The sequence below is a fragment of the Acidovorax sp. genome (assembly GCF_021287135.1).
In the GTDB taxonomy this organism is placed as follows: Bacteria; Pseudomonadota; Gammaproteobacteria; order Burkholderiales; family Burkholderiaceae_C; genus Acidovorax.
Genome location: NZ_JAJTBB010000037.1, coordinates 23,010 through 43,157, shown reverse-complemented (window position 1 = coordinate 43,157; position 20,148 = coordinate 23,010). Strand labels below are relative to the sequence as shown.

16 protein-coding genes are annotated in these 20,148 nt (G+C 69.7%); 10 read left to right on the top strand and 6 right to left on the bottom strand.

Features of this window, described 5'->3' with window-relative positions:
- Together LWW96_RS09745 and LWW96_RS09740 are read left to right on the top strand one after the other, a co-directional pair.
- The coding region (locus tag LWW96_RS09745; protein WP_291486411.1) for a transposase at positions 1-125 on the top strand (125 nt) is incomplete at its 5' end.
- Positions 126-257: 132 nt separating this feature from the next.
- Positions 258-1,274 carry a tripartite tricarboxylate transporter substrate binding protein gene (locus tag LWW96_RS09740; RefSeq protein ID WP_291486409.1) on the top strand — a complete coding sequence of 339 codons (1,017 nt, stop codon included), beginning with the start codon at positions 258-260 and terminating at the stop codon, positions 1,272-1,274.
- Positions 1,275-1,320: 46 nt separating this feature from the next.
- Here LWW96_RS09740 and LWW96_RS09735 read toward each other — a convergent pair whose 3' ends face one another.
- The gene (locus LWW96_RS09735; protein ID WP_291486408.1) at positions 1,321-1,647 is read right to left on the bottom strand and encodes a DUF1840 domain-containing protein; all 327 of its coding nucleotides are present in this window, start codon (positions 1,645-1,647) and stop codon (positions 1,321-1,323) included.
- Positions 1,608-2,945: a class I SAM-dependent methyltransferase gene (locus LWW96_RS09730; protein WP_291486407.1), complete on the bottom strand. Its 1,338-nt coding sequence runs from the start codon at positions 2,943-2,945 to the stop codon at positions 1,608-1,610. The genes LWW96_RS09735 and LWW96_RS09730 overlap by 40 nt, the downstream gene beginning before the upstream one ends.
- A 139-nt stretch (positions 2,946-3,084) precedes the next feature.
- Between LWW96_RS09730 and LWW96_RS09725 the strand changes: the two genes are divergently transcribed.
- Genes LWW96_RS09725 through LWW96_RS09700 form a run of 6 tightly spaced genes read left to right on the top strand, consistent with a single transcriptional unit; the run spans position 3,085 to position 10,153 of the window.
- Positions 3,085-5,520: a bifunctional salicylyl-CoA 5-hydroxylase/oxidoreductase gene (locus LWW96_RS09725; RefSeq protein ID WP_291486405.1), complete on the top strand. Its 2,436-nt coding sequence runs from the start codon at positions 3,085-3,087 to the stop codon at positions 5,518-5,520.
- A gap of 10 nt (positions 5,521-5,530) precedes the next feature.
- Positions 5,531-6,010 (top strand): MarR family transcriptional regulator, encoded by a 480-nt coding sequence (locus LWW96_RS09720; protein WP_291486402.1) that lies wholly within the window; start codon positions 5,531-5,533, stop codon positions 6,008-6,010.
- Entirely contained in the window at positions 6,007-6,861 is an 855-nt protein-coding gene (locus LWW96_RS09715) for an enoyl-CoA hydratase family protein (RefSeq protein WP_291486400.1), read from the top strand. The genes LWW96_RS09720 and LWW96_RS09715 overlap by 4 nt, the downstream gene beginning before the upstream one ends.
- A 4-nt stretch (positions 6,862-6,865) precedes the next feature.
- Complete coding sequence (locus LWW96_RS09710) at positions 6,866-8,062, top strand: acyl-CoA dehydrogenase family protein (protein WP_291486398.1); 1,197 nt, start codon at positions 6,866-6,868, stop codon at positions 8,060-8,062.
- Between the two features lie 4 nt (positions 8,063-8,066).
- Positions 8,067-9,743 (top strand): AMP-binding protein, encoded by a 1,677-nt coding sequence (locus LWW96_RS09705; RefSeq protein ID WP_291486396.1) that lies wholly within the window; start codon positions 8,067-8,069, stop codon positions 9,741-9,743.
- Between the two features lie 5 nt (positions 9,744-9,748).
- The gene (locus tag LWW96_RS09700; RefSeq protein WP_291486410.1) at positions 9,749-10,153 is read left to right on the top strand and encodes a RidA family protein; all 405 of its coding nucleotides are present in this window, start codon (positions 9,749-9,751) and stop codon (positions 10,151-10,153) included.
- 841 nt (positions 10,154-10,994) lie between these two features.
- Here the strand turns inward: LWW96_RS09700 and LWW96_RS09695 are convergent.
- Complete coding sequence (locus tag LWW96_RS09695) at positions 10,995-12,296, bottom strand: DUF445 family protein (protein ID WP_291486394.1); 1,302 nt, start codon at positions 12,294-12,296, stop codon at positions 10,995-10,997.
- A 27-nt stretch (positions 12,297-12,323) separates the two neighbouring features.
- A complete protein-coding gene (locus LWW96_RS09690; RefSeq protein WP_291486392.1) occupies positions 12,324-13,472 on the bottom strand; it encodes an aminotransferase class V-fold PLP-dependent enzyme in 1,149 nt (382 codons plus the stop codon).
- 105 nt (positions 13,473-13,577) lie between these two features.
- Between LWW96_RS09690 and LWW96_RS09685 the strand changes: the two genes are divergently transcribed.
- Positions 13,578-14,396 carry an AraC family transcriptional regulator gene (locus LWW96_RS09685; RefSeq protein ID WP_291486390.1) on the top strand — a complete coding sequence of 273 codons (819 nt, stop codon included), beginning with the start codon at positions 13,578-13,580 and terminating at the stop codon, positions 14,394-14,396.
- Between the two features lie 112 nt (positions 14,397-14,508).
- On the top strand, positions 14,509-15,120 hold the full coding sequence (locus LWW96_RS09680) for a LysE family translocator (protein ID WP_291486388.1): 612 nt from the start codon (positions 14,509-14,511) through the stop codon (positions 15,118-15,120).
- Between the two features lie 15 nt (positions 15,121-15,135).
- On the opposite strand, the gene LWW96_RS09675 is transcribed toward LWW96_RS09680, so the two are convergent.
- Both LWW96_RS09675 and LWW96_RS09670 read right to left on the bottom strand, forming a co-directional pair.
- Positions 15,136-18,435 carry a carboxyl transferase domain-containing protein gene (locus tag LWW96_RS09675; protein ID WP_291486386.1) on the bottom strand — a complete coding sequence of 1,100 codons (3,300 nt, stop codon included), beginning with the start codon at positions 18,433-18,435 and terminating at the stop codon, positions 15,136-15,138.
- Positions 18,436-18,520: 85 nt separating this feature from the next.
- The gene (locus LWW96_RS09670) at positions 18,521-20,131 is read right to left on the bottom strand and encodes an AMP-binding protein (protein WP_291486384.1); all 1,611 of its coding nucleotides are present in this window, start codon (positions 20,129-20,131) and stop codon (positions 18,521-18,523) included.
- Positions 20,132-20,148 lie beyond the last annotated feature (17 nt).

Here is a 20,148-nt window from a genome sequence, read left to right as displayed (position 1 = left end):
TGCACACCGGACAGCTCGAGGGGATCAACAACCGCATCAAGGTCATCAAGCGCATGGCTTATGGCTACCGTGACTGCGAGTACTTCTTCCTCAAGATCAAGGCCGCGTTCCCCGGGAATGCGTGAAGAACCTTTTTTTTGGGTGCCGCGCGCAGAGGATGGGAGGCGGCCTTGGGGTAATCCCTCTGCACGGAACGCGACGGGCCGCGTAAAAAGCTTTGCATGCATACGAAGCCCTCCCCAAAGGAAAACCGCCCTATGACGTTCCCCACCGCCAGCCGCCGCGCGGCAACCCTGCTGCTGTGCACCGCCCTGGGTTGCGCCACGCTGCTGTCCGCTGCCCATGCCCAAACCCCCTGGCCCACCAAGCCCGTGCGCATCGTCGTGCCCTTTGCGCCGGGCGGCACCACCGACATCCTCGCGCGCGCCATGGCGCCCGAGCTGTCCAAGGCCTTTGGCCAGCAGTTCATCGTGGACAACCGCGCGGGCGCGGGCGGCAATGTGGGCGCGGAGGTGGTGGCCAAATCGCTGCCCGACGGCTACACCCTGCTCATGGGCACCGTGGGCACGCACGGCATCAACCGTGCGCTGTACGCCAAGCTGCCCTACGACCCCATCAAGGACTTCGTGCCGATCACCCTGGTGGCCGCCGTGCCCAACGTGATGGTGATGAACGCCGAAAAGGCCAAGAGCATGGGCGTGCACAACGTGCAGGATTTCATCCGCGTGGCCAAGGCCAACCCGGGCAAGCTCAACATGGCCTCCAGCGGCAACGGCACGTCCATCCACCTGGCAGGCGAGCTGTTCAAGAGCATGACGGGCACCTACATGCTGCACCTGCCCTACCGCGGCTCGGGCCCGGCCCTGATGGACATGGTGGGCGGCAATGCGGACGTGATGTTCGACAACCTGCCGTCGGCGCTGGCGCAGATCAAGGGCGGCAAGCTCACGGCATTGGCCGTGACGAGTTCCACGCGCTCCAGCGCGCTGCCCGATGTGCCCACGGTGGAAGAAGCCGGCGGCCCCACGCTCAAGGGCTATGAGGCCAGCTCCTGGTTCGGCCTGCTGGCACCGGCCGGCACGCCGCAGGACATCGTGAACCGCATCCAGCAGGAAGTGGCCAAGTCGCTCGCCACACCGGCCATGAAGGAGCGGCTGGTGGCCCAGGGTGCCATCCCGGGCGGCAACACGCCCGCCGAGTTCGCCAAGCACATCGACAGCGAACACAAGAAGTGGGCGCAGGTGGTGAAGACCTCCGGCGCCAAGGTGGACTGAAGGGCCGGGCGGCGGCAGCGCCGCCGCGCCGCCTGCGCCAAAGGCGCTACACGCCCCAGACGACGTCGACCCCGGCGGCCGCGCTGCGCTGGAGCATGTCGATGAGCGGCACGACCCGCTGGCGCAGGCGCACGGCGTCCTTGCCCGCCTCGGCCGCGTCTTCGTCGTCGCCGTCCTCGGCGGCCTGGGCTTTCAGGCGCGCCTCTTCTTCGGCCACGGCCGCCTCCAGGGCGGCAATGGCGGCCGGAATCTGCGCCACGGTCACGATGCCGCTGGCCCCGGGCGTCTTGCCCATGAGGGTGACGACCTGCCGGCCCTGGGGCTCCAGCATGATCAGGTCGGCGGCGGCGCGGGATTTGAATTTGTAGAGCATGCGGATGCGGCGTGAAGGTCAGGTCGGGAAAGCGCGCCGTACATGTAGTCGCGCGTGAACGGATAGTCCGATTGTGCCCCCACCAACGGGCCCGCGGCCGTGTCGCCGTGGGGCTTGGCGGCCAGCATCTGGTGCAGGGCCATCCAGCCGCGTTCAAAGCCCAGCGCACTGCCGGCGAGGTACAGGCGGTAGGCGCGCAGGACCTTCTCGGCGTCGCTGTCGCCGGCCGATGCCGCCAGCACGGCGCGCGCGGCGGGCAGCTGGGCCTCCAGCCCGTCCGACCACGCCCACAGGGTGCGGGCATAGTGCGGGCGCAGGTTCTCGGTATCCACCATCTCCAGGCCGGCGCGGGCCATGTCGTGCAGCACTGTGCTCACATGCAGCAGCTCGCCGCCAGGGAAGATGTACTGCTCCACGAACTCGCCCATGCCCGCGCCCAGCTGGGCGTTGTCCACGCCGCCCGCGGTGATGCCGTGGTTGAGCACCAGGCCGCCCGGGCGCAGCAGGCGCGCCACGGTGGCAAAGTAGCGCTCCATCTGCGCGCGGCCCACGTGTTCGAACATGCCGACCGAGGCAATCTTGTCAAAGGGCTGTGCCACCTGCAGCTCCCGGTAGTCGCACAGTTGCACGCGCACCCGCCCCTGCAGGCCGCGCGCCTCGATCAGCTGCTGCACGTGGGCATGCTGGTTGCGCGACAGGGTGATGCCCGTGGCGTCCACGCCGTAGTGCTCCGCCGCCCACAGGAGCAGCGCGCCCCAGCCGGCGCCGATGTCCAGGAACCGCTCGCCGGGCGCCAGGCGCAGCTTGCGGCAGATATGGTCGAGCTTGGCCTCCTGCGCCTGGGCCAGCGAAAGGTCCGGGCTGCGAAAGTAGGCGCAGGAATACACCCGGCGCGGGTCCAGCCACAAGGCATAGAACGCGTCGGACAGGTCGTAGTGGAACTGCACATGCCGCGCATCGTGCGCCAGCGTGTGCGCCGCCATGGAGCGCGCCCGCGCCAGCACGCGGTGCCACCAGCCGTGGTGCTCATCGCGGGCGGGGTCGCGTGTGAGCAGCCCCGCTGCGGCTGCCATCAGGTCGCGCATGCCGCCTTCCAGCGCCACGCGGCCCTCCACGATGGCGGCGCCCACGCGGCCGATCTCCCCCGTGGCCAGCGCCACCAGCGCCAGCCGGTCGCGAAAGCGCAGCGTCACTGCAGGGTTGGGCGCGCCCAGCTGCCGTCCGGCCGGCAGCTCCACCGCCAGCGGCACCGGCAGCGCGGCCAGCCGCCCCTCCAGGGAGTGGAGCAGGTGCTTCATGCCCGCATTGTTGGAGGGCGGCCGCGGTGGCGTCAACCACTGCAATGGCGGAGGCGGCGGCGTCCTACAAGGAAGGTCTTGCCACGGCACCGGGACGGCCCCATTGACACCACTTTGTTTAGGTCTAAACTATTTTGACATGAACATCCTCTGCATCGGCGGCGGCCCCGCAGGCCTCTACTTCGCGCTGCTGATGAAGCAGCAGAACCCCGCCCACCGCGTCACCGTGGTGGAGCGCAACCGGCCGTTCGATACCTTTGGCTGGGGCGTGGTGCTGTCGGACCAGACGCTCGCGAACCTGCGCGCGGCCGACGCGCCCACCGCCGCGCTGATCGGCGATGCGTTCAACCACTGGGACGACATTGAGGTGTTCTTCAAGGGCCGCAGCGTGCGCTCCACCGGCCACGGCTTTTGCGGCATTGGCCGCAAGCACCTGCTCAACATCCTGCAGGACCGCTGCCTGACGCTGGGCGTGGAGCTGGTGTTTGAAACCGATGTGACGGACGACCAGGCCTTGGCCGCCCAGTACAACGCCGACCTGGTGATTGCGAGCGACGGCCTCAACAGCCGCATCCGCACGCGCTATGCGGCCACCTACCAGCCCGACATCGACCTGCGCCAATGCCGCTTCGTGTGGCTGGGCACCAAGAAGAAGTTCGACGCCTTCACCTTCGCGTTCGAGCAGACCGAGCACGGCTGGTTCCAGGCCCACGCGTACCAGTTCGACGCTGACACCTCCACCTTCATCGTCGAAACGCCCGAGGCCGTGTGGAAGGCCCACGGCCTGGACCAGATGGAGCAGCCCGAAGCGATTGCGTTCTGCGAAACGCTGTTTGCGAAATACCTGGACGGCAACGCCCTCATCAGCAACGCCACGCACCTGCGCGGCTCGGCCAACTGGATCCGCTTTCCGCGCGTCATCTGCAACACCTGGGTGCACCGCGAAGCGATTGGCGGCAAGCAGGTACCCATCGTGCTGATGGGCGACGCGGCGCACACGGCGCATTTCTCGATTGGCAGCGGCACCAAGCTAGCGCTGGAAGACGCCATCGACCTCGCCAACGAGTTTGCGACCGGCTTGCCCATCGACGAGGTGCTGCAGCACTACGAGGCGCGCCGCAGCGTGGAGGTGCTCAAGATCCAGAACGCCGCGCGCAACAGCACCGAGTGGTTTGAAAACGTGGTGCGCTACACCGGCATGCCCATCGAGCAGTTCACCTACTCCTTGCTTACGCGCAGCCAGCGCATCAGCCACGAGAACCTGCGGCTGCGCGATGCCGCGTGGCTGGAGGGTTACGAGGCTTGGCTTGCGGCGGCACGCCCCGCCGCCGGGCCGCCCCAAGGCGGGGCAGCCCCCTCGGCGGGCAGCGCAACAGGCGAAGCCGTGAAGCGTGGGGGCTCCGCCCTTGCGGTGCCGCCGATGCTCACCCCATTCACTTTGAAGGGCCTCACGCTCAAGAACCGCATCGTCGTCTCCCCCATGGCCACCTACAGCGCGGTCGAAGGCGTGCCGCAGGACTTCCACCTGGTGCACCTGGGCGCGCGCGCCCTGGGCGGCGCGGCGCTGGTGATGGTGGAGATGACCAGCCCCACGCCCGAGGGCCGCATTACCCCCGCGTGCACGGGGCTGTGGAACGATGCGCAGCAAAGCGCCTTCGCACGCATCGTGCACTTTGTGCACGGCAGCAGCACGGCCAAGATCGGCCTGCAGCTGGGGCACAGCGGCCCCAAAGGCTCCACGCGCGTGGGCTGGGAAGGCACGGACGAGCCGCTGGAAACCGGCAACTGGCCCCTGCTGGCCGCCAGCTCCCTCGCCTACGGCGCGCAAAACCAGACGCCCGCCGCCATGACCCGCGCCGACATGGACCGCGTGACGGCCGCCTTTGTGGAGAGCACCCGGCGCGCCGTGGCCTGCGGCTTTGACTGGCTGGAGCTGCACTGCGCGCACGGCTACCTGCTGGCCAGCTTCTTGAGCCCCGCCACCAACCAGCGCACGGACGCCTACGGCGGCAGCCTGGAGAACCGCTGCCGCTATCCGCTGGAGGTGTTCACCGCGCTGCGCGCCGTGTGGCCCGCCGACAAACCAATGAGCGTGCGCATCTCGGCCCACGACTGGCTGCCCGATGGGAACACCGCAGACGACGCGATTGCCATCGCGCGCAGGTTCAAGGCGGCCGGTGCCGACCTGATCGACGTGTCCTCCGGCCAGACCACGCGCGATTCGCGCCCGGTGTATGGCCGCATGTACCAGACTCCGTTCGCCGACCGCATCCGCAACGAGGTGGGCATCGCCACCATGGCCGTGGGCGCCATCACCGAGGCCGACCACGCCAACAGCATCATCGCGGCTGGCCGTGCCGACCTGTGTGCCATCGCCCGCCCCCACTTGGCCGACCCGGCCTGGACGCTGCACGCCGCCGCGCAGCTCAGCCCCCAGGCCGCGGCGCAAACCGACTGGCCCGTGCAGTACTGGAGCGGCCGCGACCAGATGCTGCGCGAGGTTTCCAAGCAAAAACAGGCTGCAGCGCTTGCCAGCCCAGCGCAAACAGCTACAAAAATCGCAGCAATCGAGTAAACCCCCGCTTATGGACCTTGAAGCCCGCCTGCACGGCGCCGCCCCCAGCGAACACCCCGAGGCCCTGCGCCTGTGGCTGCGCCTCCTCACCTGCACACAGCTCATTGAAAAGCAGGTGCGCGGCCAGCTGCGCGCCCAGTTCGACACCACGCTGCCCCGCTTTGACCTGATGGCGCAGCTGGAGCGCGCGCCGGACGGCCTGAAGATGAAAGAGCTCTCGCGCCGCATGATGGTGACCAGCGGCAACATCACGGGCATCACCGACCAGCTGGTGGCCGAGGGGCTGGTCGAGCGCATGGACGTGGAGGGCGACCGGCGCGCCTACCGCGTGCGCCTCACGCCCCAAGGCCGCGAGCAGTTCAACACCATGGCGCGCCAGCACGAGCAGTGGATCGTGGAGGCCTTCGCCACCCTGGGCGAGCGCGACATCGCCACCTTGTACCGGCTGCTGGGCAAGGTGAAGGAACACACACAGGAGACCGCCGAATGAAGCACTACATCGGGGCGAGCAACCCCATGCGCGAGCAGTTCAACCCGCAGGCGAACTACGTGGCCGAGCATTTCAGCTGGAGCTTCGAAGGCGGCGTGGGCACCGTCACGCTCAACCGGCCGGACCGCAAGAACCCGCTCACCTTCCAGAGCTATGCCGAGCTGCGCGACTTCTTCCACGCGCTGCGCTTTGCCACCGACGTGAAGGCCATCGTCGTCACCGGCGCGGGCGGCAACTTCTGCTCGGGCGGCGATGTGCACGAGATCATCGGCCCGCTCACCACCATGACCATGCCCGAGCTGCTGGAGTTCACGCGCATGACGGGCGACCTGGTCAAGGCCATGCGCGCCTGCCCGCAGCCCGTGCTGGGCGCCATCGACGGCATCTGCGCCGGTGCCGGCGCGATGATGGCGCTGGCCTGCGACATGCGCTACGGCACCGAGGCCACCAAGACCGCCTTCCTCTTCACCCGCGTGGGCCTGGCCGGGGCCGACATGGGCGCCTGCGCGCTGCTGCCGCGCATGATTGGGCAGGGCCGCGCCAGCGAGCTGCTGTTCACCGGCCGCGCGATGACGGCGCACGAGGGCCTGGCCTGGGGATTTTTCAACGATCTGTATGAAAGCGCCGACCTGCTCGCCAACGTGCAGGCCACGGCGCGCGCGCTGGCCGACGGCCCCACCTTTGCCCACGGCATGACCAAGACCATGCTGAGCCAGGAATGGAGCATGACCATCGAGCAGGCCATTGAGGCCGAAGCGCAGGCGCAGGCGATCTGCATGCAGACGGAAGACTTCCGGCGTGCGTACGAGGCGTTTGCGGCCAAGCAGAAGCCGGTGTTTCAGGGAGATTAGGAAGATGCACGTCGCCACACCCCCAGCCCCGCACCCGCCCTCCACGGCGCACCTGGCCCTGCCCTTCTTCGACGATGCCCACCGCACGCTCGCCGAGGGCCTGGTGCCCTGGGCCGCCGCGCAAGAAGTCGATGAAGCCGACGACCGCGCCGCCTGCCGCGAGTGGGTGCGCCGCCTGGGTGCGGGCGGCTGGCTGCGCTATTGCGTTCCGGCGGCGCACGGCGGCGCGCTGCCGGCGTTGGACTCGCGCGCACTGGTGCTGCTGCGCGAGACACTGGCCTACCACTCGCCACTGGCGGACTTCGCGTTTGCGATGCAAGGGCTGGGCAGCGGTGCGATCACGCTGGCGGGCAACCCCGCGCAGCAGGCGCACTACCTGCGGGGCGTGGCGCGCGGGGAGCTGATTGCGGCGTTTGCGCTGTCCGAGCCCGAGGCAGGGTCGGACGTGGGCGCTATGCAAACCATAGCTTCCAGCGCTGACCCAGCAAGCGCTGCGGGCACTTTTTGCTTGAATGGCAACAAGACCTGGATCAGCAATGGGGGCATCGCCGACTTCTACTGTGTGTTCGCCAAGACCGACCCGGCCGGCGGCACGCGGGGCATCAGCGCCTTCATCATCGATGCGAACACGCCGGGCCTGGATGCCTCGCGCCACATCCACGTGATGGCGCCGCACCCGCTGGCCACGCTGCAGTTCACGGATTGCACCGTGCCCGCCCGCGCGCTGCTGGGCGAACTGCACGGCGGCTTCAAGCTGGCCATGCGCACGCTGGACATCTTCCGCGCCTCGGTGGCCGCCGCCGCCCTGGGCATGGCACGCCGTGCGCTGGCCGAGGCCGTGCACCACGCACGCCAGCGCCGGATGTTCGGCCAGACGCTCGCAGACTTCCAGCTCACGCAGGCCAAGCTGGGCGAGATGGCCGCGCTGGTGGACAGCGCCGCGCTGCTCACCTACCGCGCGGCCTGGCTGCGCGACACCGGCCAGGCGCGTGTCACCGCAGAAGCAGCCATGGCCAAGATGACCGCCACCGAAAACGCCCAGCGCGTGATCGACATGGCGCTGCAGCTGCACGGCGGGCGTGGCGTGGAGGTGGGCAGCAAGGTCGAGTCGCTGTACCGCGACATCCGCTCGCTGCGCATCTACGAAGGTGCCACCGAGGTGCAGCAGCTCATCATCGGCAAAAGCCTTTTGCAGGAGTGATTTCATGAAGTCCGCCCAGCCCGACCACTTTGTGCACGACCGCCTGCCGCCACCCGAAGCCTGGCCCACGCTGCGCTACGACCTGCCCGAACTGCAGATCGCAGACCAGGCGAATCTGGTGCATGCCCTGTTCGACCAGGCCGAGCGCGCGGGCAACATCGACCGCCCCCTGCTGCGCGGACCGCACCGCACGTACACCTACCGCGAAGCGCGCGCAGAGGCCGCGCGCATTGCCGAGGTGCTGACGCAGGACCACGGCCTGGTGCCCGGCAACCGCGTGCTGCTGCGCGGCGGCAACACGGTGGAGATGGCGCTGGCCTGGCTGGGCGTGGTCTATGCCGGGCTGATTGCGGTGGCCACCATGCCGCTGCTGCGCGCGGGCGAACTGGGCAGCATCATCGAGCGCGCCCAGCCCACGCTCGCGTTGTGCGACGGCCGCCTGCTGGCCGAGCTGCAGGCGGCGCAGGCGCAGCACCCGGTGCTGGCGGCCATCGTGCCTTTTCACACCGCGCCCGATGCGGCCGACCTGCTCCAGCGCGCGGAAGGCAAGCCCGGCACCACGCCGCCCTGCCCCACGGCGGCCGACGACATCGCGCTGATGGCCTTTACCTCGGGCACCACGGGCGCGCCCAAGGCCGCCGTGCACACGCACCGCGACGTGCTGGCGGGCTGCGAGGCCTGGCCGCGCCATGTGCTCAAGGCCACGCCGGACGACGTGGTGGCCGGCTCGCCGCCGCTGGCATTCACCTTCGGGCTGGGCGGGCTGCTGGTGTTTCCGATGTGGGCCGGGGCCAGCGTGTACTTTCCGGACCAGCCCTATACGCCCGAGACCATGGTGGTGCTGATGCGCGACGCGGGCGTCACCATCAGCTACACCGCGCCCACCTTCTACCGGCAGATGGCGCCGTTCGCCAAGAAGATCGGTCTGCCGCAGCTGCGCATCAGCGTCAGCGCGGGCGAGGGCCTGCCCGACGCCACGCGCCAGCTGTGGAAGGACGCCACGGGCATCGAGATGACCGACGGCATCGGCGCCACGGAGATGTTCCACATCTTCATCTCGTCGGCCGGCGACGCAGTGCGCCGCGGCGCTATCGGCAAGGTGGTGCCCGGCTACACCGCCAGGGTGGTGGATGACCAGGGCCACGAGGTACCGCGCGGCACCGTGGGCAAGCTCGCGGTGATCGGCCCCACGGGCTGCAAGTACCTTCAGGATGAGCGCCAGGCCAAGTACGTGAAGAGCGGGTGGAACTACCCCGGCGACGCTTTTGTGCAAGACGCCGACGGCTACTTCTTCTACCAGGCGCGCGACGACGACATGATCATCACCGCCGGCTACAACGTGGGCGGCCCCGAGGTGGAAGACGCCCTGCTGCGCCACCCGGCGGTGGCCGAGTGCGGCGTGATCGGCGTGCCCGACGAGGAGCGCGGCATGGTCGTCAAGGCGGTGTGCGTGCTCAAGCCCGGCCACACCGGCGATGCGGCCCTGGCGCGCGCGCTGCAGGACCATGTGAAAGCCACCATCGCCCCCTACAAGTACCCGCGCATCGTGGAGTTCGCCACCGCGCTGCCCCGCACCGAGACCGGCAAGCTGCAGCGCTTCAAGCTGCGCCAGGGTGCGGCGGCTCCGTCTCCTTCTCCTTCTCCTCCGCCTTCTTCTTCAGCAGCAGAAACAAAGCCATGACGACGATGAAACACACGCTTTTGCAACCCGAGGGCTGGGTCGCCCCGAAGGGGTATGCCAATGGGGTGGCAGCGCGCGGCACGACGGTTTTTACGGGCGGGCAGATCGGCTGGAATGCGCAGCAGCAGTTTGAAAGCGACGACTTCATCGCACAGACGAAGCAAACGCTGCTGAATGTGCGGGCGGTGCTGGAGGCCGGCGGCGCAGGCCCCGAACACCTGGTGCGGCTGACCTGGTATGTGGTGGACCGCAAGGAATACAACGCGCGGTTGAAAGAACTGGGCGCGGTGTACCGCGAGGTGCTGGGCAAGCACTTTCCGGCGATGGCGTGCGTGCAGGTGGCGGGGTTGATGGAGGAGCGTGCGAAGGTGGAGATTGAGGCGACGGCGGTGGTGCCGGACGGGGAGTGAATGCGCTGCACCGTGCGGGCTGAGTCTGTCGAAGCCAGGGCGGGAACGCTCAGTCGCTAATTTGAGCGGCGTGCTTTGTTTGAGGGTGGGAGCCGGGATGTCGCCCCGGCGGGCGAGTCCCTTTCTTTCGCGTCGCCGAAAGAATGGAACCAAAGAAAGGGCGACCCTACTGTCTGCGACCCCTTCGCTGCGCTACGGGGCAACCTGGGGTGCTCGGTCGCGGGGTGCACCGCAGAACTCGCTGCGCGCCTGCGGCGCTCCGCTCAAACAGCTGCGGTGAGTCAGACAACGAAGCATGGGCGCTCCGACGCCCATGCTACCCCGCGCCCTGCGCGCCCCAGGCGCTTACAGAAGGGAACCCGGGGAGCGGGCATCCATACGGGCCATTGCTTCGCTTCGCTGCGCTGCGCTCGGCCCCGAACGCGCAGCGCGTGGCGCTTGCGCCCGCGAAGGCGGGGCCGGGCGCAGCGATGGCCCGAAGGGCTGTTTGGCTATTCGGCTGTCCCACCCCTGCTGGCTGCGCCTGCGGCGGGGCGGGTGCGGGGGGGCACGGGCGTCGCCGCGCCCGTGCTTCGTGATCTGACTCGCCGCGGTTGTCCGAACGGAGCTGCAACGCAGCGCAGTGAGTTCTGCGGCGCACCCCGCAACCGCCCCGCCGCAGGTTTGCCCCGTAGCGCAGCGCAGGGGTCGCAGACTGGGGGTCGCCTTCTCTTTGGTGACTTTCTCTTGGCGAGACAAGAGAAAGTTACTCGCTGCCGGGCGACTCCCGGCCTCCGCCCTCAACCACAGCATGCTTTTCAAACCACGCCTTGGCTTCGACAAGCTCAGCCCGAACGGCCTATCAGCCTCCCGCCAACGCCCGCCAAATCCCCCCCGCGTTCGACACAGCAAACAGCACCAGCCCAATGAGCCCACCCACCACCGTCCCATTGATCCGTATGTACTGCAAATCCTTGCCGATATTCAGCTCGATCAGCTGGGTCATCTCCTCCACATCCCACCGCCGCACCGTGTCCTCAATGTGCTGCGCAATGAACGCCGACACCTCCGGCGCCAAACCCTCCGCCCAGCGCTCCAGCCGGTCATTGAACGACTGCCTGAGCGCCGCATCCCCCGCCAGCGACTCGCCCAGCCACAACCCCAGCTTGCCCACCTGCTGCGCCAGCACCGAGTCGGCATCGGCCAGGTCACGCTGCAGCGCACCACGCAGGTCCAGCCACAAGGTCTGCACATAGCCGCCCACCGTGGCATCGGTCTGCAGCCAAATGCGGATCTCTTCGCCCTTGCGCGCCCACGCCGGGTCGCTGCGCAGGCGCTCGACAAAGCGCTGCACAGCAGTATCGAACTGCGCCCGCAGCGCGTGCTGCGGGTTGGCGGCCACGTCGGCCATCAGGCTTTCCAGCGCGCGGGCCAGCAGGGCCGAGCCCTTGTCGCCCAGCCAGTCACTGGGCAATAACTTTTCGGTGCGCGGGTGGTCCTTCTTGAGCCAGGCCACGATGGACTGCGCGACCCACGTGCGGGTCTGCTCGTTCTGCAGCAGTTCGATGAGCTTGGCCAGCACGTCGTCCAGCAGGGCCTGGTGGCGGCCGTTGTGGGTCAGGGTGTCCAGCACAGCCGCCAGCGCGCGCGACAGGTCCACCTGCCCGATCAGGGTGCGCGCGGCCTTCTGGATGAAGTGCTCCACCTGGGCGTCCTGCACCATCTCCAGCGCGGCCGATGCCAGGCGCTTGGCCTGGTGGCCCAGCAGCGCAGCGTTGCCGGGCACGGTGAGCCACTGGGCCAGGCGCTCGGCCGGGTCGTGCCGGCGGATCAGCGACACCAGCGAAGGCAGGTCCAGGAACTTGTCGCGCACGAACACTGCCAGGTTGCGGCCGATGCGCGCCTGGTTGCGCGCGATGACCGCGGTGTGCGGAATGGGCAGGCCCAGCGGCCGGCGAAACAGCGCCACCACGGCAAACCAGTCGGCCAGCGCGCCCACCATGGCGGCCTCGGCCATCGCCTTGATGGCATTGAGCCCCAGGCCGCGCTCCACCACGCTGGTGGCCGCGAACACCGCCGTCACCAGCAGCAGCAGGCCCAGGGCCTGCCGCTGGGCGCGGCGCAACGCGCGGGCTGGGTCGGGAGGGGAGTCTTCCGGCGTCATGCGGCCGTGTGCACCCGCCGCCGGCCGTCAGGCAGCGGCGGGGGCGGCTGCGATCTGGTCCAGCGCCCGGGCCAGGTGGCCCACGCTGCGGTCCACGTTGTGCCACTTCTCCAGGCCGAACAGGCCGATGCGGAAGGTCTTGAAATCCGCGCCTTCGTCGCACTGCAGGGGCACACCAGACGCAGTCTGCAGGCCCACTTCCAGGAACTTCTTGCCGTTCTGGATGCCAGGGTCGGTGGTGTAGCTCACGACCACGCCGGGGGCCTTCCAGCCCTCGGCGGCCACGCTGGGGAAGCCGCGCGATTCGAGCAGCGCGCGCACCTGGGCGCCCAGCTCCATCTGCTCGGCGCGCACCTTGGCAAAGCCGTAGGCGCGGGTCTCCAGCATCACGTCGCGCAGGCGCACCAGCGCGTCGGTGGGCATCGTCGTGTGGTAAGCGTGCTGGCCTTTTTCATAGCCTTCCGCGATCTGCATCCACTTCTTGAGGTCGCACGAAAAGCTGGAGCTTTGCGTGCCGTCGATCGCCTGGCGGGCGCGCTCGCTCAGCATCACCATGGCGCAGCAGGGCGAGCTGCTCCAGCCCTTTTGCGGGGCGGAGATCAGGATGTCCACGCCCGTGGCCTGCATGTCCACCCACATCGCGCCGGAGGCGATGCAGTCCAGCACGAACAGCGCGCCCACCTCGTGCGCGGCAGCGCTCACGGTGCGGATGTAGTCGTCGGAGAGGATGATGCCGCTGGCCGTCTCGACATGCGGCGCAAACACCACCTTGGGCTTTTCGGCGCGGATGGTGGCCGCCACCTCGTCGGCAGGGCAAGGCGCCCAGGGCGCCTGCGGGCCGTCGCCCTGCTTGCGGGCCTTGCACACCACGGCCCCGCCACCCAGCCCGGTGTCGGCGTCAAAGATCTGGCTCCAGCGGTAGCTGAACCAGCCGTTGCGCACGATGAGCACTTTTTCCTTGTTGGCAAACTGGCGCGCCACGGCTTCCATGCCGAAGGTGCCGCTGCCGGGCACCAGCACGGCGGTGTGGGCGTGGTACACCTCTTTGAGGGTGGCCAGGATGTCCTGCATCACGCCGGTGAAGCGCTTGGACATGTGGTTGAGCGCGCGGTCGGTGTAGACCACCGAAAATTCGAGCAGGCCGTCGGGGTCGATGTCGGGCAAAAGGCCGGGCATGGCAGGTCTCCGCGAGGAACGTTGGGGGGATCGGGACGACTGGGCGCGTGGGCTCAGTCCAGCAGGCCAGCTTATCATGGGCCCGCGCCCTGAAGCCTGCGCGCCATGCCGCAAAAACCCTTTCAGTTTCTCCCCAGTGCCGTGCCCGGCGTCGAAGCGATGCGGGCCGACTCGCGCCACGCTTTTGGGCGGCACATCCACCTGCAGTTCGGCCTGGGCGTGATCGACAAGGGCGCCCAGAAATCGGCCAGCGGCCGGGGCACCGTGGAATCCGGCCCCGGCGACACCATCACCGTCAACCCGGGCGAAGTGCACGACGGCACACCGCTGGGAGACGGCGGGCGCGCCTGGCGCATGCTGTACCTGGAGCCGGCGCTGGTGGCGGCGCTGGCGGCCGACGTGCACCCGTGCAGGCCGGGAAGCCTCTTCGAATTTCGCGCGCCTTCGATGCGCGATGCGCGGCTGGCCGCCCAGGTCCGGGCGCTGTTCGGCGCAGCCACGCGCACGGCAGATGGCCCGGCCGCACGGCTGCAGGTGGAGGAATGCCTGCTGCAGGTACTGGGCCGCCTGCTGCAGCCCCGGGACGCCCGGCCGCCCGCGACGGCCGCCACCGCCACCATCGCCACCGCCCGCGCCATGATCGACGACGACCCCACCGCACCCTGGAGCCTTGCGCAACTGGCCCGCGAAGCGGGGCTGAGCCGCTATCAGCTCGTGCGCCAGTTCGGCCAGGCCACGGGCCTCACGCCGCATGCCTACCTGCTGCAGCGCCGCCTGCACCACGCGCGCCGCCTGCTGGTCGGCGGCACGCCGGTGGCCGAAGCGGCCGCCGCCAGCGGCTTTGCCGACCAGAGCCACCTGACGCGCCTCTTTGCGCGCAGCTTCGGCATCACGCCCGGCGCGTACGTTCGCGCACGCACCTGAACGCCTGACGGGCCGGGTGCCCTGCAATTTCGTTCAAGACCGCCGGCCGGTCGGTGGCGGATGCTGCAGACCTCACCACTCCTTTCGGCCGCCCCCGCGTGGCCCCTGCGCCATGGGCATTGAATTTCTCATCACCGCTTTCATCGTGGTCATCTCGCCAGGGCCCGGAACGCTGCTCACCGTGGCCGCAGGCCTGTCGGGCGGCCCCCGGGCCGCTGCCGTGACGGCCCTGGGCTGCACGCTCGGCATCGTGCCGCACCTGCTGGCCGCGGTGACGGGGCTGGCCGCCCTGCTGCACGCCAGCGCCACCGCGTTCGAGGTGCTGCGCTACGCCGGCGTGGCCATTCTGATGTACATGGCCTGGGCCACCTGGCGCTCCCCGGCCGCGCTGGCGGTGCACGCCGAGGCGCCCACGCGCGCAGCCGGCGGGCGCATTGCGCAGGCGCTGCTGGTCAACCTGCTCAACCCCAAGCTGTCGCTGTTCTTCCTCACCTTTTTGCCGCAGTTCATCGCGCCGGGCGAGGCGCAGCCGGCGTGGCGCATGGCCCAGCTCTCGCTGGTGTTCATGGCCATGACCTTCGCCGTGTTCATCGGCTATGGCGTCTTTGCCGCGCGGTTTCGCGACCAGGTGCTGCAGCGCCCCAGCGTGCTGGCGTGGCTGCGGCGGGGCTTTGCCGCGGCGCTGGTGGGGCTGGGCGCGAAGCTGGCGCTGGTGCAGCGCTGAGCAGACCCGCCCACCTCACCAGGTATCGACGCCGCGCGACCCCTGCGGCCGCACCTGGGCCGATGCCAGCCCCCGCGCCAGCCAGCTGCGGGTGTCGGCCGGGTCGATCACCGCGTCGATCTCCAGCGTGGCGGCCATGTGCATGGCTTCGCCGTTGGCATACGACTTGGCCACCAGCTTCTGGAACAGCGCGTCGCGCTCGGGCCCTTCGGGCAGCGCCTCCAGCTCCTTGCGGAAGCCCAGGCGCACCGCGCCTTCGAGCCCCATGGCGCCGAACTCGCCCGTAGGCCAGGCAATGGTGAACACCGGCGCGTGGAAGCCCCCCGCCGCCATGCCCATGGCGCCCAGGCCGTAGCCCTTGCGCAGCACCACGCTGAAGAAGGGCACGCGCAGGTGCGCGGCGGTGACGAACAGGCGGCTCACGTGCCGCACCTGGGCCGTGGTCTCCACCTCCGGCCCGACCATGAAGCCGGGCGTGTCCACCAGGCTCACCAGGGGCAGGCCGTGCGCGTTGCACAGCTGCATGAAGCGCGCGGCCTTGTCGGCGGCCGGCGCGTCGATGGCGCCGCCCAGGTGCAGGGGGTTGTTGGCCATCAGCCCCACGGGGCGGCCTTCGATGCGGGCCAGCGCCGTGTGGATGCCGGCGCCAAAGCCGGTGCGCAGCATCAGCAGGCTGCCGGTGTCGGCAATGCCCTCCATGGCGCGGCGGGTGTCGTACACGCGCAGGCGGTTTTCGGGCACCACGCTGCGCAGGGCGCGCGGGTCGGCGGCGGACCAGTCCGCCGTGCGGCCCTGGAAGTAGCCCAGGTACTGCCGCGCGGCGCGCACGGCGTCGGCTTCGGTGTCCACCAGCACGTCGATCACGCCGCTGGCGTGCTGCACGGTGCTCGGGCCGATCTGCTCCGGCCGGAACACGCCCAGGCCGCCGCCTTCGATCATGGCGGGGCCGCCCATGCCGATGTTGCTGGCGCGCGTGGCAATGATCACGTCGCTGCAGCCCAGCAGCGCGGCGTTGCCCGCAAAGCAGCGGCCGTGCACCACGCCCACCACCGGCACCCGGCCGGAGAGCGCGGCGTAGCTGGCAAAGGTCTCGACATGCAGGCCGGCCACCACGGGCACGTCGGTGTCGCCGGGGCGGCCGCCGCCGCCTTCGGCAAACAGCACCACGGGCAGCTGCTGCGCCAGCGCAATGCCCAGCATGCGGTCGGTCTTGGCGTGGTTGCGCGCGCCCTGCGTGCCGGCGAGCACCGTGGCGTCGTAGGCCATGACCACGGTGCGCGCCTTCTCGGGGCCGAACTGCGCGCCATTGACGCCGCCGATGCCGGTGACCATGCCGTCGGCCGGGGTGTTGGCGATGAGGTCTTCGCGGGTGCGGCGGCGCGTTTGCGCGGCAATGGCGAGGGCACCGTATTCGATGAAGCTGCCTTCGTCGCACAGGTCGGCAAGGTTCTCGCGGGCGCTGCGGCCGCCCTGGGCGTGGCGCTTGGCCATGGCCTCGGGGCGGGCGGCGTCGAGCGTGAAGGCGTGGCGGTCGATGACGCGCTGCAGGTCGGCGCGGATGTGGCCCAGGTCCTGCGCGGCGGCCTCGGCCTGCGCGGCTGCGTCGCCTGCGGCGTCCACGGGCTCCAGCACCACAAGCGGCTGGCCCGGCTGCAGGTAGCTGCCGGGCTCAGCCAGCCACTGGCGCACGCGGCCCGCGTGCGGGGCGCTCAGCACATGCTCCATCTTCATGGATTCGAGCACGGCCAGCTCGGCACCGGCGGCCACCACGTCGCCTTCCGCCACGCTGCGCTGCACCAGGCGGGCGGGCATGGGGGCGCAGACGGCGCCCTCGGGCACTGCAGACTGTTGGGCAGCGGGAGGATTTGAAAGAAATTGGCCTCCAGCGCTTTCTGGATAAGCGCTGGCAGCTATCGTTTTTGAAGCATCCAGCAGCGCCGGCAGCACCGATTCGAGCCAGCGCGTGTGCACCTGCTGCTGCGCCATCTCGGGGCGGGCGGCCAGGGCCTGCAGCAGCGCGAGGTTGGTGGCCACGCCTTCGATGCGGCATTCGGCCAGCGCGCGCTGGCTGCGGCGCAGCACGTCGGCAAAGTCGCTGCTTTGGCTGTGCACGATGAGCTTGGCCAGCAGCGTGTCGTAGTGCGGCGAGGGCGCGGTGCCGGCCACGCCGTGGCTGTCCACGCGCACGCCGGGGCCGGACGGCATGTCAAACCGCGCCAGCGTGCCGCTGCCGGGCGTGGCCTGGCCTTGCGCGTCCAGCGTCTCGGCGTTGATGCGCCACTGCACGGCATAGCCCCGCGGGCGCTGGGCCTGCGCCGGGTCCAGGCCCAGCGCGTGCAGCGGCCGGCCGGCGGCCAGCGCGATCTGCGTCTGCACCAGGTCCACGCCCATCACTTCCTCGGTGATGGTGTGCTCCACCTGCAGGCGCGGGTTGGCCTCGATGAACACCCAGGGCAGATCAGTCGAGTGCAGGTCCACCAGGAACTCGAAGGTGCCCAGGCCCTCGTAGCGCACCTCGCGCGCCATGGCCAGCGCGGCGGCGGTGATCTGCGTGCGCAGGGCCTCGGGCAGACTGGGGCTGGGGGCGATCTCCACCAGCTTCTGGAAGCGCCGCTGCAGCGAGCATTCGCGCTCGCCCAGGGCCAGCACGTCCTGCCCGTCGCCCAGCACCTGGATCTCGATGTGCCGCGCCTGCGCCATGAGGCGTTCCACATAGACGCCGTCCACGCCAAAGGCGGCTTGCGCCTCGCTGCGGCAGCGCGCGTAGGCGGCGGCCAGGTCGTCCCCGGCCTGCACGGCGCGCATGCCGCGCCCGCCACCGCCGCCAATGGCCTTGATGACGATGCCGGCGGTTGCGTGCTGCTGCCAGAAGGCCTCGGCCTCGGCCAGCGTGATGGCGTGCTGTGTGCCCGGCATCAGCGGCACGCCGCAGCGCTGGGCCAGCGCGCGCGCCTGGGCCTTGTCGCCAAACAGGGCCAGCTGCGCGGGCGTGGGGCCGATGAAGCGCACGCCCGCTTCGGCACACGCGGCGGCAAAGTCCGCGCGCTCGCTCAGGAAGCCGTAGCCGGGGTGCAGGGCGTCACAGCCGTGCTCGCGGGCGATGGCCAGCAGCCGCGCACCGTCCAGGTAGGCGGCCGGGCCGGTGGCGCCCAGGGCCACGGCGCTGCCGGCGGCGCGCACGTGGGGGGCTTGGGCGTCGTCCTCGGCGTAGACGGCCAGGCTGGCGATGCCCAGGTCGGCCAGCGCGCGGGCAATGCGCAGCGCCACCTCGCCGCGGTTGGCGATCAGGACTTTGGAAAAGAGGGGCGGGGTCATGGGGATGCTTCTGTTTTGATAGCTGCTGGCGCTTATTCTGAAAGCGCCAGCGACCAATTTGGCTCGATACCTGGAATCGAGCGGTTCAGTCCTGGTCCTTCAAGAGCCGGCGCAGCACCTTGCCGGCGCCCGTGGCAGGCAGCGCGTCGATGAAGCGCACCTCGCGCGGGGCCTTGTAGGGCGCCATGTTCTCGCGGCACCAGGCCACCAGGGCGGCGGCATCCACATCCTGGCCGGGCTTCTTGACGATGAAGGCGCGCACCACCTCGCCCTTTTCCGCATCGGGCACGCCGATCACGGCCGCCTGCGCGACGGCCGGGTGCTTGATGAGGATGGTCTCCACCTCCTCGGGGAACACGCTGTAGCCCGAAACCTTGATCATTTCCTTGAAGCGGCCGATGAAGGTGAGGTAGCCGTCCGCGTCGATCTTGCCCATGTCACCGGTGTAGACCCAGCCGTCCCGCAGCGTCTTGGCCGTGGCCTCGGGCTTGTTCCAGTAGCCCTTGAAGTTGCCGGGGCCGTGGATGGTGATCTCGCCCACCTCGCCAGTGGGCAGGGGCGCGCCGGTGTCGGGGTCCACGATGCGGATGGTGTTGCCCGGCACGGGCTTGCCCTGCGTGCCCCAGCGGATGGCATCAGCGGGCATGGCGGTGTCCACGGTGTGGGTTTCCGACAGCCCATAGGCCGCCTCGTGCGCGATGCAGTTCGGCGCGAACTGCTGCCACTGCTGCGCCAGCGCCTCGGTGAAGGTGATGCCGAAGCTGGTGACCGGGTTGCGGCGCAGCGCGCTCCAGTCCATGGCGCGCGCGCCGGGCACCTGCATGAGGGCGCCGTTCATGGGGGCGATGCTGTACCACCAGGTGACGCGGTGGCGCTCCAGCGCCTGGGCCACGCCCAGCGGGTCGAAGCGGTACAGCAGCACGGCGGTGGCGCCGGTGTACACGGGCAGGTTCACGCCCATCACCATGCCGGCGATGTGGTACAGCGGGGCCACGGCCAGCAGCACTTCCTGGGGCGTCATGCCGTTGCAGTCGGCCGAGGCGGCGGTCTTGAAGCTGGCGTTGCCGTAGCTCAGCATGGCGCCCTTGGGCAGGCCGGTGGTGCCCGAGGTGTAGGTCATCAGCGCCACGTCGTCCATGCCGATCGCCACCGGGCCGGGCCGCGCGCCGGTGCGCGTGGCAGCCAGGAAGTCTTCGCAGTTCGCCGGGACGGGCGCCATGGCCGCACGCATGGCCTGCAGCTCGGCGGGCACGTCGATGCTGGGCGCGCCCTCGGGCAGCAGCTCGGCATAGCGCACCACGAACACGTGCGCGAGCGCCGTCTTGGCACGCACCTTGTCCACCACGGGCAGCAGCACATCGGCCGCCACGATCACGCGGGCCTGCAGGTCGGTGAGCTGGTACTCCAGCTCATGCTCCTTGTTCAGCGGCCCGCAGGGGCAGACGATGGCACCGATCTTCTGGATGCCGTAGTGCGCCATCACGTACTGCGGGCAGTTGTTCATGAACAGGGCCACGGGCTCGCCCTTTTGCACGCCCAGCGCCTGCAGGCGGGCCGCAAACGCATCGCTGGCGGCGTCCAGCTCGGCCCAGGTGATGGCGTGGCCGTACCAGAGGTAGGCCGGACGGTCGGGGATGGTGCGCGCGTGGCGGCGCAGGTGTTCGTGCAGCGGCAGCTGCGGTGCGGTCTGTGGCATGGCGTTGTCTCCGAGGT